The following is a 14,955-nucleotide window of genomic DNA, read 5'->3' as shown; positions in this document are numbered from 1 at the left end:
GCAGCAGCGGAACCAGCAGAGCGAGGAGGAGGCGAGGGCGAAAGCCGAGGCGCTCGAAATCCTCAAGAAGCGGGCGCAGGAGCGGGGCTATGAACGGCGCATGTGATCGAGGTGTTATTTGTCCTCGCGCTGCATCCGGCACACGTCCTCACGATCGATCATTTGAGTGTCGAATTTGAATTCAGCGACGTATCTTTCGTTTGAATAACGGCCATTAACCGCTGGAGGCGAACCCTTGCCGTCGTTTTTTATGACAACGATATACGGAAGATGTGTGTCTTCTGTTATTGTTTTTGGTCTCCCTTTCTCTATCGTGTCCTCAAAGTAAAAAGTTGTTTTTAGCTCCTTGATGCGTACTATTTTTGCTTCTACGCCATTGCCGCCATATCCCATGATTTTGACCATGGCTTTGTCTGGGTCGTCGAGGCGGTTCGAGTCGAATATCTCCCAAATATCGGTAAGCTCCACGATAAGGTAGTTTTTCTTTTGCCCGCACACGAATGCGAGAGATCCGCCCATTTGCATGCCGGTTGCTTTGAACTGTAGAAAAAACTCAAGGTCTGGCGCAATCAGCATTCGTGCGGCAATCTGGGTTTTTAATGGCGAAAGTATTTTGCTGTTGTCGAACACTCCCCAGACCCGCACTCTTTCACCGAATTTGTGGCTCAGGCGTTCGTGGAGCTTTTTTCTTTTCTCTTGCGAGAAGCGTTCGACCGGATTCAGGTATTTCTGAATCTCTTGAGTTTCTTCTGCTTTGGAGTAAAGCCACCATGCGACGCCACCCGCTCCGGCGATGATGGTCGCGAGGAATGCACCCCCCACAAGAAAGACCGTGCCCTTGAATAAATTTGCCGCAAGATGGCTCGGTTTAAGCATGGAAGGGATCGGCATCATAGAGCCCCGTCAATGCAGATTGCGCGTAGTAGGGTGTTCGGGACGCGTGGATCGGGTATTGGAGGCCCGCCAGCGTGATAATGGCATTGCTCAGCGTCATGCCGGTCAGCTCCTGCGGCCGGATGAGCGGTACACCTGTTTCGCCGTAGGTGATCGACGAGGACGACTGATTGTTAGCGCCGGTGCTTCTGCTTTGGGTCGTGGTGGTGATAGTCCGCTGACCGCAGATATTTGAGAGATACTCGGCCGTGAAGGTGTCGTTGGGCGTGAACCATTGCACCACGCCTGCATTGGCGAGGAGGCTTTGCCAGCGGTTGTCGTAGATTTGCCGAAGCTGATTCAGATCTTGAATGAACGGCCAGAGCTGCACGTTGTAGCCAGCCGCGAGGCCGAAGGCGGTTTCGACGGCCGAGAGGTGGCCGAGCTGGGCGAATTCGTCGAGCAGGAGAAGGGTCCGGACTCCGCCGGGGGTCGCCGTGAGCTGATCAATGGTCGAAACAACCAGCAGCCGGAAGTAGCGGGCATAAGCGGAAATGTACCGGGCCGGGAGGATGATGAAGACGGTTCCCGGAGCCCGCTTCAGGTCACCTATGCTGAAGTCGTTGCCTTCGAGCGTCCGCGCAATGGCGGGGTCGTCGAGGAACTTGGTTTGTGTGATGGCCGTGGAGATGATGTTTTTGATCTCGTCGGAGCTTCCCTTGAACCGGTCGGCAGGCTGGGAAATGAACGGGTAGGGACTCCGGCTCATCATCACGATAGTGGTGAGGAAGGCTTCCTCGTTCTGGGTCACGAGTCGCCGCATCTTCGGTAGCGTCGCGCTCGTGCCCTCGGTTGCAATCAGGTGCAAGAGGAATGCACTGACGAGATCCCGCGCACTGTCCGGCCAGTGGGGTTCCTTTCCTTCGGTCAGGATGAGCGCGTCGGCAAGGCTCGCGACATCGGCGATGAGGTTCGGACTGTCGATTGTGAGGTGCGCGAGCGGGTTGAATCTGGCCGTGCCGAGGTTGTGCTCGTTGAAGGGGTTGAGGAGATAGACCGGCCCGAAGCCGCGCCGGGCGCGGCTCGTCACAGCCGCGTTTTGGCCCTTGGGGTCGATGCAGACGACCGATTGATTGAGGGTCAGCAGGTTCGGAATAATGGCACAGGTGCCCTTGCCTGTGCGGGTCGGCGCTACCGTGAGAAGGTGTCGGTTGCCGTGATAGCGGAGCGTGGGCGGAGCCTTGTCGCCGATGCTGACCATTTCGCCGAGATAGATGCCGGTAGGCCCGAGGAGGTCGGACATCTTTTCCGCCTCGGTGCTGCTTTCCGCGTAGCGAGCCCCTCCGAACGTATCGGGTTCCTCTTCCGGTCCTTCGGCCAACAGGCTGAAGAAGCCGTACGCCATGAAGGCGGCAAAGCCGATCACCGCCAACACCGGCACGCGATTGCCGATCCACCCCGGCAGCATGGCGAGGAACAAAACCGAGAACGCCAGTGTGAGCCCAAAAACCATGGCGGCGCCGACGAGCCGCCGAATAAAATCCAGCATCGCACCCCTACCGCCCACAATCAGAAGTCGTGTGCGGTCACCGGAGGGGGTCCCGGCGCACCTCATGAAATGAGATCAGCTTAACGTACGTCTATGCCAAAGACGACGCAGATCACCTTGCCGGGATGAATTTTGGTCGAGCGGCCCGCGCGAGTGGAGCCTACCCAAAGCTCAGGCGAGTGCGGGCTGCGCCGGGCGTTCGCCCGGCTCCTGTGTGTCCCCGAGCAGATCGGCGACGGCCTCCCGGTCAATGGTGCGGGTCACGGCCGCTTGCAGGACCTCGCGCAACGTCTTGCGAAACTCCGGGTCGATTTCGGCATGGGCGAGAACCGCCGCGCCGACGATGATCTTGCGTCGCGCGTCACGCTTGCGAGCCTCGTTCTTTTGCCGCGCGGCCAGCCGTGCCATCCGGGCGTCCAGTTGCTCGCGCCGTTTGCGCAGCTCCTCGATTTGCTCGACTGTGCTTTTTCGTTGTGACATCGGCCGCCCCCCTGTGGCCCATGTTGGAATCTGCTTTCCTGATAGCACCGCATGCGCGGCGAATCTGTAGCGTTCTGGTCCAAGTTGGAGTCTACTAAACGGAGCCAAGAAACGGGAGGGGGTCACAAAGTGCGCGCTTATACGTCGCTGCGCGACGTGCACGGCAGGGGCTCCGCCCCTGCACCCCAGACAGGGGCCGAAGCGGCCCCCGTGACCCCGACACCTGCGCTCCCGCGCCAGCCCCTCCCGTCCTCCCAAAGTGCCCCCTCCCGTTTTCAGCTCCCACCCCAGCAAGGTGATGCCATGGCGATATTCCGCCTGTCGGTGAGTGTGGTGAAACGTGCGACGGGCCGGTCGGCCGTGGCCGCCGCCGCCTATCGCTCCGGCACGCTTCTTCACGATGACCGCTTGGGCCAGACGTTCGACTACCGGCCGAGGCACGCCGTGATGCACGAGGCCATCCTTGCGCCCGAGGATGCTCCGGCATGGATGACCGACCGCCCCCGGCTTTGGAACGCCGTGGAGGTGGCCGAGAAGCGCAAGGACGCCCAGCTTGCGCGCGAGGTACAGGTGGCCCTGCCGCATGAGCTGACGCCCGAGCAGCGGGCGGAGCTGGTCACGCAGTTCGTCCGGGATGAGTTCGTGAGCCGGGGCATGGTGGCCGATCTCGCCATTCATGCTCCGCATCAGCAGGGCGACGAGCGCAACTATCACGCGCACATAACCCTCACCATGCGGGAGATCGACGGCGACGGGTTCGGGAAGAAGTGCCGGGATTGGAACCGGTCGGAGCTGCTCGAACACTGGCGCGAGAATTGGGCGGATCGGGTCAACGCCGCCCTTGAGCGCGAAGGACACGAGGCCCGTATTGATCACCGGAGCCTTGAAGCACAGGGCATCGAGCGCGAGCCGCAGCCCAAGCTTGGACCCGCTGCCAGTGAAATGGAACGCTGCGGCATCCAGACTGACCGCGGCGACATGCTGCGGGCCGTCCTCGCCCGGAATGCCGAGCGGGACATCCTGTTGCCCGAGCTGCGATCCGTGGAGGCCCTGCAGGGTGATCTGGCTCGGGAGCCGCCGCCGGCCGACCTACAAACCGAGAGAGCGCCTCAGCGCGACGCCGGCGACATGGCTGCCGGTGCTCTTGGTAGCGTGCTCGGCAAGCTAGGTGGCATTGTGGAGGGGCTTGCCGCCCCGGCCGATCCGGCCGAGCAGGTCATTGCCCGGCGGGTCGCGGTGGCCCGCCATGAAGCCGAGGAGGAGGCGCGCGCGGCTGACCCGCACGCCAACCCGCAGGGCGAGCGCGCCCGGCCCTCAATTGATCCGGCGCGCGTCGCGACCATGGACGGCGAGAGCATCGGCGAGGAAGTGCAGCGGCTCATGGGCGAGCGCAACCGGGACGCCGGGCCGCCTTCGGGCGGCGGCGGCCGCGAGCGGCCCATGACCGTCGAGGAGGAAGTGCAGCACCTGATGGCGCAGCGCGAGCGCGGCCGGGAGAGGACACGGGACCGATAACCGGGCGGCTGGGAAGGCCAAGCCACTCGCCCCGCGAAAACCGAAAGGCCGTTGTCTGTCACACCCTCACGAGCGAGCGTGCCGCCCTTCACAGGCTCTATGCCATGAAGATCGCGGCGGCGTGCCACTACGCGCCGCGCGCGATGCTGGCGGCGATCATCGCCGCCATCCGCAGCGAAGAGCGCGCTGCCCTTGATGCCCTGCGGAGCCGGTATTCGGTGCGACGGCGTCCAGACCTTGCGCTGTGCCCCCGGCGCACGCGCTGGCCTCGGCGTTCCAAGAGACGGCGTGAGGTGACGTGCCCCTAGGGGGCCGTGCTCTCGTGAACGGAGCCGCGAAAGATGCGTCTCCGCCCTCCGGGCTTCGGTCCTTCGCACCGCGTGCGCTTCGCGGGGCAAGGAATCGGCGATGGGAAAATAGCCGCAGGCGCAGGAAAACCGCCATTTCCGCATGAGTCTTGAACCGAGCGCGCTTCATAAGTATGATTTAATATGAACAAGAGGAAGCGCCATGGCCGAGATTGAACGCCTGACCATCACCCTGCCGTCCGAAATGGCCGCCGCCATTAAGAGCGCGGTCGAAGGGGGCGATTACGCCTCGACCAGCGAGGTGGTGCGGGAGGCCGTGCGGGACTGGAAGCTGAAGCGCGCGCTCCGCTTGCAGGAGCTTGAGGCGCTGAAGGCCGACATCGACAAGGGACTCGCCGACGTGGCCGCCGGGCGCGTAAAGAAGTTCGACACGGCGCGCATTATTCAACGAGGGAGGAAATTATTAGCCGACCGCTCCCCCTCCACCTGACCGACGCGGCCGAAGACGACCTCGCCGAAATCTGGCTCCACCTCGCAACCGAAGCCTCCCCCGAAACCGCCTCCCGCTTCGTGGAGGCGGTCGAAACAGCGTGCGAGCCGCTTCGGGATTTTCCTCTGTCGGGAGCGCCGCGCCCCCAGCTCGCGCCGGGGCTCCGCGTGACTTTCCATCATCCCTACGCGATCGATTACACGCCGACCGCCGAGGCCGTCGTGATCGTCCGCGTTCTGCACGGCGCGCGTGACGTGGCCGCGATTGTCGAGCATGGCGGGTTCGATGCGTGAGTGGTGACACTTGCGCCTTGCCGAGAAGAACTCCGCACCACCCCGGAGATTCTCAAAAACGAGGGTTTTCGAGAGGCTTCGCCGGACCAGCACCGCCGCCCCGAAATCCCGCAATTTCATCTCTCGAAACTCATTCTTGATTCCAGCCTCTCGAAACTCCTATGATGCCCTGAGTTTAGAGAGACTTCATGCCCAGCACCTTCACCCCTCGCCTCGACATCCTGCCCGCACCGCAGCGGCGCTTGTGGGACGAGCTTGCCCAGACGCCCCCGGAATTCGTGCTGTACGGCGGCACGGCTCTCGCCTTGCAACTCGGACACCGGGATTCCGTCGATTTTGATTTCTTCGGTAACCGGCCTCTCGATCCGAATGCCCTCACCCTCGCCATTCCGTTTCTCGCCGGAGCGACGGTCACACAACGCGAGCCGAACACGTTGAGCTGCACGGTTGATCGTGGCGGCCCGGTTAAACTGTCGTTCTTCGGCGTCCCCGCCCTGCCGCGCCTGCGCCCGCCATTGATTGCAGCCGATACCGGCTTGCGTATTGCCGCCCTGCTCGACCTCGCGGGGGCGAAGGCCCGCGTCGTGCAGATGCGGGCGGAGGCCAAGGATTATCTCGACCTCGCCGCGTTGCTGGAGGATAGCCGGATCGGCTTGCCGACCGCGCTCGCCGCCGCGAGCGCCATGTACGGCGCGGAGTTCAATCCGCAAATCACCCTGAAGGCCCTCACCTACTTCGATGAAGGCGACCTGCGGAAGCTGCCGCAAGCCGTGAAGGACCGGCTCGCATCGGCGGTTCGCGCCGTCGATCTCGACCAACTCCCCGTTGTCACCCCGGAAGGTGGAGCGTCATGAAGCCCATCCCGCTCAACAACGACACCGAAGCCGTGGCGGCCCGCCTTGTCTGGTTCGAGCCGCCCGCCGAGGCGCTCGCCGATCCGGTCCGCTTCATGGCCTACGCCTTCGCCCGCGCGACGCACGAGGACATGAAGCTGCTGCGCCGCTACCTCGATGAGGACGACATGCGGGAGGCGCTCGACCGCGCACCCCCCGGCATCATCGACCCGCGCTCATGGGCCTACTGGAATCTGCTGATCGGGCGCTATCCCGCCCCTCCCCTGCCCAAACGAATGTTGACGTGACGTCATGCTGATCGGTTACGCCCGCGTCTCGACCATTGACCAGAACCTCGCCTTGCAGCGTGATGCGCTGACCGAGGCCGGTTGCGAGCAGATATTCACCGAGCAGCTATCGGGCGCGGTCACTGACAGGCCCGAGCTGGCGGCGGCGTTGCAGTTCGCCCGCAAGGGCGACACGCTCGTTGTGTGGAAGCTCGACCGGCTGGCCCGCTCGGTCAAACAACTGATCGAGACGGTTGAAAAGCTTCGGGCGCGCGGCATCGGCTTCCGCAGCCTCACGGAGGCGATCGACACCACGACCGCGCAAGGGCGGCTCGTGTTTCACATGTTCAGCGCCTTGGCGGAATTCGAGCGCAGCCTGATCCGCGAGCGCACGCAAGCCGGGCTTACCGCCGCGAAGCGCGTCGGGCGCACCGGGGGCCGTCCGCCGAAGCTGACGGCGGACGACATCGAGGCCGCCAAGGCCATGCTCGCCAATCCTGATATTGGCGTCACGCAGATTGCTCATCGCCTCGGCGTGTCACCCGCGACGCTCTACAGGCACATCCCCGCCGCCCGCGCCGCAAGCGCCGACCCGACGCGTTTGTAACGGGAGAACTTGGCCCCAGAACCGTGCTGGTGCGTCGCGTGAAACCAGTGCACGGCATCGCGTCTGCCTGCGATGTCCGCACAGAATGATTTTGTGGCTATGCCAAAGAATAGACACAGCCTCAGATGATCTATTTTAAACTCTCACTTCTCCATTTCTTAGATATTCTACGATGAAGCTAGGTATTAAATATTTTTTTTCTGGTGTTTGATCGTCATACTTACTTACCGCAGGTCCAGGGAAAACGTCAATTTGGTCTTGAAAAATATATTTGTGTGCTTTTCCAAATGCTGCCTCCCATTCGGCTCTGTCTAGGCTTTTCGAAACTAATGCGGCAAACACGCCGTAAAAATCACCCCTTATTCTCTGCTCTGTTTCCATCACGTGTCCGTAAAAAACGGACAGTCGGTCATCGACCTTGCTTGTGGATGCCGCCATGGCGCTAAAAAAAACTGGACGAAAAAAACAAAAAATGCGAGGTTGCTCGTGCTCGCTTTCTCTCATAAAGCACCATAGTTTTCTCGACTTCGAGACTGCAACACCGGTTGACGTTTCAGATGCGGTTTGCTTTATGGATGAGAAGCGTCCAGTCGATCTTTGTATATCAGAGACGCTGAAATATTCTCCATTTTCGTTGGTGAAGCGAAAAAGAGATTTTACAATAAAGCCAGGCTGTCGCCAACTATTTTTATAACAAAACCACTCGCCGTCGCCAAATCCATCTTTGTTCGCTTCAACGAGGCCTTGCTCGCTGAGTCGTTTAATTTGATGTTCATGCGTGTTAAAAAAAGCACCCAACGTGTTCGCGAACTGTCGTTCACTGAAAAGATGCTTCTTACTCATGCTGCGGTTTTTCCCGGCGGAAAGCGCCCGCCGAATGTAATCGCGGGCCGATAGAAACTCCCACAACCCTGTTGCTAGAATTTCGTCGCGTAGCCCTCCCTTGAGGTTGTTCGCAGACATATGCTCAATTAACGGATCATCAAATTCCGGGAATCTCGCATTCCGAAACTTTGTAAGTGTTGTCCGTTCTTTTGTGTAATTAAGAGCTCGAAGTATTCTCTCGTCGGAATAGGAGATAGGTTCCTGGCCCGGTATAATTAGTGGGTCAAGGGATTGTAGTCTTAGGGCATCACGAAGTACGATTTGAAATCGCGCAGTATGACGATACATCATCAGAGCGAGTTCTCTTGATCGGTGGGGGCCGTGGTGAGGCGTTTTCGGTAGTTCGGGTGTGATAATATTTCACAATTTTCGTTACTGCAACACAGGCAATATTCCCGAGATCACCACTGTGAATTAGCGGCGCACCTTGCGCCGTCCGTCATGCGTGATAGCGTTTGCGATCTCGATGCAGGATTGTTCCAACTAAGTTGTTGTATGAATTTATGATTTTTTAATCGCTTATGCCCACGTCTGTTGACGACTCAAGAGCAAGAGAGGCGGTCAAGGTGGATACTACGACCCTAAAAAACAAGAAGAAACGAGGGCAGACTCTTGCTGGCGCGGCAAAGACGCAGGAAAAACGACCCGAATACGATGCTTCCCGCGTGAGAATAAATACGGCTTTATTACTTGAAAACAACGAAGAAGAGAATTACAATAGTCGAGTAAATGCTGGGGATCTTCGTGCCGATAGTAAGGTCGATGCACATTTCGAGGTGCCAGAAGAAAAAACGTCAAACAAATTCGGCGAGACTGCGCGTGTTCCGATTCGAAAACTTCCTATAGAGGAGAGAAGGGCGTATTTTGCAAAGAAAAAGAGAGAGTCAAATAAACGAATACTTGCCGTACCGGAAAGAAAAGCTTTAAGAATTGAGGCAGAAAGAAGTAATCATAGAAGAAATAACAAGAATTATTATGAGAAAATTAAGTCCATTCCGGAGCTGTACGAAGCTAGAAAAGCGAAGAAAGCTCATAACGAGCGGGTCAGGCGTGCCCGCCTTCGGGCTCAAAAACAGTCGGCTGCCTTGGGTGGCTATCAGCCCTGACGTCGCTGTCGATGTTGTTTGACAGTCTGACCTCATCGTGGGACACTCTGCTCGCGCCTGAACAGGCCATTGTAGCCTGGTCACGTTGCGCGGCGGGAGGGTGTCATGCGTGGTGGCGATGGCGGTTCCCGGATCAACTCGCGTTTTGCGGATCCAAGCGTTGACGGGATTACAACCGATGGGCGTCACATGGCGCTCGTTGGGCTACTCGCGTTGCTCGCAAGTATCATAAGCCCGAGCCTGCTCATAGGAACGGCTTACTACATCGACGGGACGCTTGGTGCGGTAACAGTACTCCCCTTTGCAATCCTTATTGGCGCGGTGACTTATGTGTCGGATCGCGTTTTCATCTATGAGTCGCTTGCCGCAGGTGGGTTGCCCGATCTTAAGCGGGATCGAGCGGTCTGGTTTCGAGTACTCTTCCGTGCTGCGCTTCCTTTCGCAATAGCAATGGGTTGCATAATTTGCCTTGCAACGCAATTTCTCTCGGATGATATCGAGCGGTACTATGCGGTACGTGATAAGCCATTACTAATGGCCGCTGAAAAACAAGCATCGACCAGGGTTGATGACATTGAAAAGGCGGCGATCGCGTATCGGGACGGCCTTGAAGAGCGGTTAAATATGGCAAACGAGGGCGTTACTTTTTTGCTCTCAGAGCAAAAAAATGCGCGCTCCGCCAGAGGCCTTGCAGACGCAGCGTATAATCGCGCGAAAGGATTGCTCAACTGTGAAATCGGCGGTGTTGGTCCGGAAGACACTTACAGTGCATGTAAGGGGACCTCCGGTCTGAAAGGAGACAGTATAAAGGCTGCCAAGCGAAGGGTGGTGGTTGAGAATGCAGAAGCGGAGCGAGACGGAGCAGCAAAAAAAGAAGAGATCATCAACGGCGAGCTAAGAATGGCCGTGGAGGAACAAGCATCTCTCAAAAAGGAACTGGCCGCTGCAAACAAAGCGGTGACGGAAGCGATCGATAAACGCCCAGAACGGCTCAAGAGCCAGATGGAGATAATGCCGGAGGTTCAGATCGTCAAAGCCGCCCGTGGGCCCGCTGATCGCTTTATCGCATTGGTGCATCTCATGGCGACTCCGGCCATTCTGCTTATGACGTTGGGGATCAAGTTCGGAGTGGTGGCCGCTGAAGTTCTGCCACTGGTTGTGGCGGCCCGGCTTCCGGTAACAACCATCTACGGAGCGAGGCGTACCGAAAGGCAGGTCCGAGAAGTGGGTGAGGCGGCGAACGGATACGTCGAGGGGCAAGAAAAGATTTTCGGTGCATACGATCGTGCGGCGCGAGCACGGCACAAGACGCACGCCAATAGTTATGCGCGGCAACGATTCAGAACGGCGCTATCGCGCCACAGTGAAGAGGAGAGCGCCTGAGTAAGCGATCTCTCCATAACGCACAGTGGAGGCAATGATGTCGGACAAACTGTACCCCACCGTTCATTCGTCGCTGGGGGTTCCGAGTCAGTTCGCCCCGATACAGCGTGAACTGGGGCGCCCAACGCTAATCGATAGGGTCGTTACCCGTAACCGGGTTAGCAGGATCAGACGAGAAGGCTTTCTTCAGGTCTACGATACGGCTGTGGAGGAGGCTGTTAGTACGGCTCAGCACGAAATTGTCACAGCTGGACAATTGATGCGCCTAAATCGTGAGAAGGAGGTCGAACAACAGCGCGTCGAGATGGTGAGTGAGGTTCAGAAAGGGAGGAATATGGCTACGCGCGAGGTGTCGGCAACGGCGTCAACCCATGACAATGCGATCCTAAATGCTCACGATCAGGAAGTTGCGGAGCTGGAAAGGCGCTTTCAGCGGGGGGAAATAACGGAGGCACGTTATCAATTTCAGCGAGAGCGCCTCGCGCGCATTGCAGACGACGAATTGAAGGCGAATCTTCAAGCGAAAGACATCTGCTTTGAACTGGTGGATCGGGGATTGCGGGCTGTGACAGGAACAAAGGCCGGAAATGGCGGATAGTGAATAGTATGCGAACGAGTTAAGCGAGACAAGCGCGCACACGTGCGGCCCTGCCGGAACGGCAACGTTCGGCAGGGCCGATTTATTTGCTGTATGGCGTTCCGCGCGGTGCGTTCTTCACCAAGGGACGAAGTATCGCCGTCTCCGCCGCGACGGATAAGGCTGGTTGTCGTCTCCCCTGCCCTCTCCGAGGGCTGGGGCCGGGCTCTCGTGAACGGAGCCGCGAAGGCGCGTCTCCGCCCTCCGGGCTTCGATCCCTGACGGAAGCAAGAGGCCGTACCGCGTGGGGCAGAAGCCAACGCGAGAGGCGGACCTACCCGAGTCGGTAGCGTGTTCTGGACGTGAATCAGCGAATACGGCACCCTGCCAGATCAGGCGACTCAATCCCGAGCCGCTGAATTTTGGAGCAAATCAGCCCCAGAAACACAAAACCCGCCTCGAAGGGCGGGCCGGTGTCCCGGCAGAACCGGGGAAATCTCAGTCGTCTGGCAACGCCGAGATTCCCCGAAAATCGATCCCGATGCAAGCCCCATTTTGGGAGCCACGGGAGAGTTTTGCCCTGAACCGCTCCGCTCCGCTTCGCGGGTCACACCCCGAACAGGAGCATTTATGCCTGCAATTCCGCTATCGGACGTTCTTCAGCTTCACTTCCCGGAGGTGACGGGCGCGCCGCGCGACTCGGTCCCCTCCCCCACTGGAAAAGTCACCTCGCCCCGGAGCCGCAACCGGGCCGCCGCATGGGCGCAGGACATGGCCCGCGCGCACGCCTACATGTCCAGCCGCGCCCGCTCAGAGGCCGAGCAAGAGGCCGCCGACCGGCTCTATGAGGAAGCCTTGCGCCAAGGCCCGGACTTCACCCGCTACCGTACCGGCAGCGACTTCCGCGAGGCTCCCCGCCTGAACATCGACCGCAACGCCTACGCGCGGATCATCTTCGCGCTGGAGATGATCGAGCGTGGCACCTACCGGCACAGCCGGAAGAAGGGGAAGCAAGGCATTCCCCGCACGGCCGCGCGCGTCCTGAAGGCCCTCTTGGGCCTCGCCATGCGTCACGGCCGGGTTTACCCGTCCCTGCTCGGCCTCGCGCAGCTTGCATGCGTCTGCAAGCAGACCGTGGTGGAGTGCCTGAAGCTTCTGGAGCTGTATGGCTTCGTCGTGGTGCATCGGCGATGCAAGCGCATCCGCACGCCGCTGGGGTTCAAGGTCGTGCAGGATACGAACGCTTACACGGTGCAAGAGCCTCGGGGGCTCGGGGCGCTGGCCCTGTCCGTCTTTCAGCGGGCATCAGAGTCTAGAAAATTGGCAGCATCATCCTTCCAGAGTCATTCAATTAAAGAGCAAAAGCAAAATCCGCTGCCATGGGGCATCCCCGACGGAGTTTACGGAAACCTCAGAGTACAGTGGGAAGCCTCATGAGGCTCTAACGCCATCCTCACCCGCCATTTTAAAACGATTACGGCATCGGCCCTTCGGGCCGATCGATCTTGTTTGTCCTATTGCCGCCAGCATAGCGCCGTGCTCGCTAGGTCAACCCGGCTTCGCCGGGTGCTCCGCTTCGCTGCGCCCCTTCGGGTGACTACGCTTGCGCACGGCGCTGCGGTCGAGGGCGTCGGGACGGGGAACGTCTAAGAGCCCCGCGCTTCGCGCGGGTTCGCCACCCCCTGCCGGGGGCGTCGAACAGGGAACAAGGGTGATCGGCCTCAAACCGCGGAGAAGATAGCTGCTAACTAGCCGCTATCTTCTTTTTTGAGGTGAAACCCGGCAACCTCGCTCTGATCAACGCCTTGCAACCCGTCATCAGCTAGCTTACAGTTATCGGCTAACTAGCTGCTAGATAGCAGCTATCTACTGGATAGCTCTAATGACAACGCTGATTGCCTTTGTTTCTCAGAAAGGTGGGGTCGGAAAGTCCACCCTCTCACGCGCGCTCGCGCGCGAGGCAGCCGCGAATGGCCTCAGCGTCAAAATTGCGGACCTCGACACTCAGCAGGGCACATCCGTGGAATGGCACCGCCGCCGCCTCGATGGCGGCGTGGAGCCGACCATCTCCGTCGAAGCCTACCGAACCGCCGAACAAGCCCTTGCACAAGCCGACCGGTATGACTTGCTCATCATTGACGCTCCGGCTCGTGCCAGTGAGGGAACGCGCCGGATCGCCGAAAAGGCCGATCTGGTGGTGCAGCCGACCAACCCGGCCCTCGATGACCTGCAACCCGCCGTGCTCGTGTTCCATGAACTCGTGAAGGCCGGAATCCCGAAGTCTCGGCTCGTCTTTGCCATCAACCACGTCCTGACCGAGGCCGAGGAGGGGGCCGCCCGCCTGTACCTACAGGATGCCGGGTACACCGTGCTGGACGGCTATATCCCCTCAAAGACTTCCTACCGTGACGCGCAGAACAACGGCCGCGCCATCACGGAGACCCGTTACCCGGCCCTCAACACCAAGGCCGACCAGCTCATTCAATCGCTCATCAACAGGGTGGACGCCGATGGCTGACCTCTCCAAGCTCAAGAAACGGCTCGGCCCGCCGCCCGCCATGACGGAAACAGCCGACATTCTCCAAGCCCCGGAGACGGCTCCTGCCGCGCCAGAGATGCCTCGCAGGGTCGGGCGAGGGGCCGAGGACGGACGTAGCGCCCGGAAGACTGGCCGCACGGTCCAGTTCGCCACACGCGTGAGCCCGGAATTCGACAAGCGCTTTCGGGCCGTTGCCAAGCGTGACAAGCTGCTCATGGTGGACCTGCTCGAGCGGTCCCTTGAAGCCTATGAAAAGCAACGCGGCTAGCAGCTATCTCGTAGATAGCTGCTAGCTATTGGCTCCCACTGGTTTCGGCCGTGAAGTCGCGGCCCGCGTAGGCAATCGCAACGATCTCGACAGCATCGGGCAGCACTCGGAATGCGAGGGTAACACGGCGCTCGAATCCGACCGTCCTCAGCCCGGGGGCAAGATCGTCTCGCTTGGTTCCCCGTTCAGGGAACGTCTCAAGCTGCATGCAGGCTGCTTCGATCCGCTCGATGTAGTTCCCGGCGACTTGTCGCCCTGCAACCTCTGCGATGTACTCGTATAGCGCAAACAGGTCGGCTTCAGCCGAAGCGCGAAAGCGGACTTTACGAACCACGGTTCTCCGCCTTCACCTGTGCAGCATGATGTGCCCGCAGACGAGCGAACACCTCTTCGGCTGGCCGAAGGGGCTGGCCGTCCGCAAGAGAGGCCCGGACCTTCTCGCGCAAAACCTCGTCGAGGATGGCATCCTCACGGTCGAGGGCACGAAGGCCTGCGCGCATGACTTCACTGGCCGAGCTGTATTCGCCGGACGCAAGCCGCCGTTCAAGGCTCGCTTGCTGGGTTCCGAGGGTGACTGTCACGGGCTTGCTCGTTCGCATGGGACTCCTCTGAAAATAGATATTACAGTGTAATACATGCCTGAAGTGATTTCAATCACGGTGAATTTGCAAGAAGATAGCAGCTATCTTTAAGATAGCTGCTATCTTCTTGTCGAGCTGAAAATCCTGCTTCCGCAAGGGGGGAGGGGGCCCCAATTCCCGCCGAGCCACTTGTGCCGCGTAGCGGCACGAGGTGCTAAGGAGCACTTGCGACGCGAGCACCGTACAGCGAGCGCCGCGCCCTCTTGGGCGCATATGCGCGAGCGCAGACGAGCCGCTGCAAGGCGGCTCTCCGAATGTACGAGCAGAAGGAACCCGGATGATGGACGACAACGAACAGGCGAAGCCGCGCCAGGTCGAGCA

At 59.7% G+C, this 14,955-nt stretch carries 18 protein-coding genes; 12 read left to right on the top strand and 6 right to left on the bottom strand.

Annotated features, from left to right (window positions below):
* Positions 1-114: 114 nt before the first annotated feature.
* From A33M_RS23990 to A33M_RS13525, 3 genes are all read right to left on the bottom strand, one after another.
* The gene (locus tag A33M_RS23990) at positions 115-894 is read right to left on the bottom strand and encodes a hypothetical protein (protein ID WP_192814119.1); all 780 of its coding nucleotides are present in this window, start codon (positions 892-894) and stop codon (positions 115-117) included.
* Positions 869-2,422, bottom strand: a complete 1,554-nt coding sequence (locus A33M_RS13530) for a type IV secretory system conjugative DNA transfer family protein (RefSeq protein WP_052027053.1) — start codon at positions 2,420-2,422, stop codon at positions 869-871. The genes A33M_RS23990 and A33M_RS13530 overlap by 26 nt, the downstream gene beginning before the upstream one ends.
* Positions 2,423-2,593: 171 nt before the next feature.
* Positions 2,594-2,902 carry a mobilization protein C gene (locus A33M_RS13525; protein WP_157223467.1) on the bottom strand — a complete coding sequence of 103 codons (309 nt, stop codon included), beginning with the start codon at positions 2,900-2,902 and terminating at the stop codon, positions 2,594-2,596.
* A 303-nt stretch (positions 2,903-3,205) separates the two neighbouring features.
* Between A33M_RS13525 and mobQ the strand changes: the two genes are divergently transcribed.
* From mobQ to A33M_RS13495, 6 genes are all read left to right on the top strand, one after another.
* Positions 3,206-4,417, top strand: a complete 1,212-nt coding sequence (gene mobQ, locus A33M_RS22460) for a MobQ family relaxase (RefSeq protein WP_052027052.1) — start codon at positions 3,206-3,208, stop codon at positions 4,415-4,417.
* A 510-nt stretch (positions 4,418-4,927) separates the two neighbouring features.
* Positions 4,928-5,215: a ribbon-helix-helix domain-containing protein gene (locus A33M_RS13515; RefSeq protein WP_008387994.1), complete on the top strand. Its 288-nt coding sequence runs from the start codon at positions 4,928-4,930 to the stop codon at positions 5,213-5,215.
* Positions 5,185-5,508, top strand: coding sequence for a type II toxin-antitoxin system RelE/ParE family toxin (locus tag A33M_RS13510; RefSeq protein WP_083850456.1), 324 nt, complete (start codon positions 5,185-5,187; stop codon positions 5,506-5,508). The genes A33M_RS13515 and A33M_RS13510 overlap by 31 nt, the downstream gene beginning before the upstream one ends.
* A 188-nt stretch (positions 5,509-5,696) precedes the next feature.
* Positions 5,697-6,362: a nucleotidyl transferase AbiEii/AbiGii toxin family protein gene (locus A33M_RS13505; protein WP_040620587.1), complete on the top strand. Its 666-nt coding sequence runs from the start codon at positions 5,697-5,699 to the stop codon at positions 6,360-6,362.
* The gene (locus A33M_RS13500) at positions 6,359-6,649 is read left to right on the top strand and encodes a hypothetical protein (protein ID WP_008387990.1); all 291 of its coding nucleotides are present in this window, start codon (positions 6,359-6,361) and stop codon (positions 6,647-6,649) included. Before A33M_RS13505 ends, A33M_RS13500 begins: the two co-directional genes overlap by 4 nt.
* A 4-nt stretch (positions 6,650-6,653) precedes the next feature.
* The gene (locus A33M_RS13495; RefSeq protein ID WP_008387987.1) at positions 6,654-7,235 is read left to right on the top strand and encodes a recombinase family protein; all 582 of its coding nucleotides are present in this window, start codon (positions 6,654-6,656) and stop codon (positions 7,233-7,235) included.
* A 135-nt stretch (positions 7,236-7,370) separates the two neighbouring features.
* Here A33M_RS13495 and A33M_RS23985 read toward each other — a convergent pair whose 3' ends face one another.
* Complete coding sequence (locus tag A33M_RS23985) at positions 7,371-8,411, bottom strand: hypothetical protein (RefSeq protein ID WP_157223466.1); 1,041 nt, start codon at positions 8,409-8,411, stop codon at positions 7,371-7,373.
* Between the two features lie 275 nt (positions 8,412-8,686).
* On the opposite strand from A33M_RS23985, the gene A33M_RS23980 reads away from it, so the two are divergent.
* The 6 genes from A33M_RS23980 (at position 8,687) to A33M_RS13475 (ending at position 13,993) form a co-directional block, all read left to right on the top strand.
* Complete coding sequence (locus A33M_RS23980; protein ID WP_157223465.1) at positions 8,687-9,226, top strand: hypothetical protein; 540 nt, start codon at positions 8,687-8,689, stop codon at positions 9,224-9,226.
* Between the two features lie 105 nt (positions 9,227-9,331).
* Positions 9,332-10,609, top strand: a complete 1,278-nt coding sequence (locus tag A33M_RS23000) for a DUF4407 domain-containing protein (RefSeq protein WP_083850455.1) — start codon at positions 9,332-9,334, stop codon at positions 10,607-10,609.
* A 37-nt stretch (positions 10,610-10,646) separates the two neighbouring features.
* Positions 10,647-11,207: a hypothetical protein gene (locus A33M_RS23975; protein WP_157223464.1), complete on the top strand. Its 561-nt coding sequence runs from the start codon at positions 10,647-10,649 to the stop codon at positions 11,205-11,207.
* A 609-nt stretch (positions 11,208-11,816) separates the two neighbouring features.
* Positions 11,817-12,623 carry a hypothetical protein gene (locus A33M_RS13485; protein ID WP_040620583.1) on the top strand — a complete coding sequence of 269 codons (807 nt, stop codon included), beginning with the start codon at positions 11,817-11,819 and terminating at the stop codon, positions 12,621-12,623.
* Positions 12,624-13,068: 445 nt separating this feature from the next.
* Positions 13,069-13,704: a ParA family protein gene (locus A33M_RS13480; RefSeq protein ID WP_040620581.1), complete on the top strand. Its 636-nt coding sequence runs from the start codon at positions 13,069-13,071 to the stop codon at positions 13,702-13,704.
* Positions 13,697-13,993, top strand: a complete 297-nt coding sequence (locus A33M_RS13475) for a hypothetical protein (protein WP_040620580.1) — start codon at positions 13,697-13,699, stop codon at positions 13,991-13,993. The genes A33M_RS13480 and A33M_RS13475 overlap by 8 nt, the downstream gene beginning before the upstream one ends.
* Before the next feature lie 25 nt (positions 13,994-14,018).
* On the opposite strand, the gene A33M_RS13470 is transcribed toward A33M_RS13475, so the two are convergent.
* Together A33M_RS13470 and A33M_RS22995 are read right to left on the bottom strand one after the other, a co-directional pair.
* Positions 14,019-14,327: a type II toxin-antitoxin system RelE/ParE family toxin gene (locus A33M_RS13470; protein ID WP_040620579.1), complete on the bottom strand. Its 309-nt coding sequence runs from the start codon at positions 14,325-14,327 to the stop codon at positions 14,019-14,021.
* Positions 14,317-14,574: a ribbon-helix-helix domain-containing protein gene (locus A33M_RS22995; RefSeq protein ID WP_237718377.1), complete on the bottom strand. Its 258-nt coding sequence runs from the start codon at positions 14,572-14,574 to the stop codon at positions 14,317-14,319. Before A33M_RS22995 ends, A33M_RS13470 begins: the two co-directional genes overlap by 11 nt.
* Positions 14,575-14,955: the final 381 nt, after the last annotated feature.

The organism is Rhodovulum sp. PH10, assembly GCF_000293785.1.
GTDB lineage: Bacteria > Pseudomonadota > Alphaproteobacteria > Rhizobiales > Xanthobacteraceae > Rhodoplanes.
This window is presented reverse-complemented; position numbering and strand designations above follow the sequence as displayed.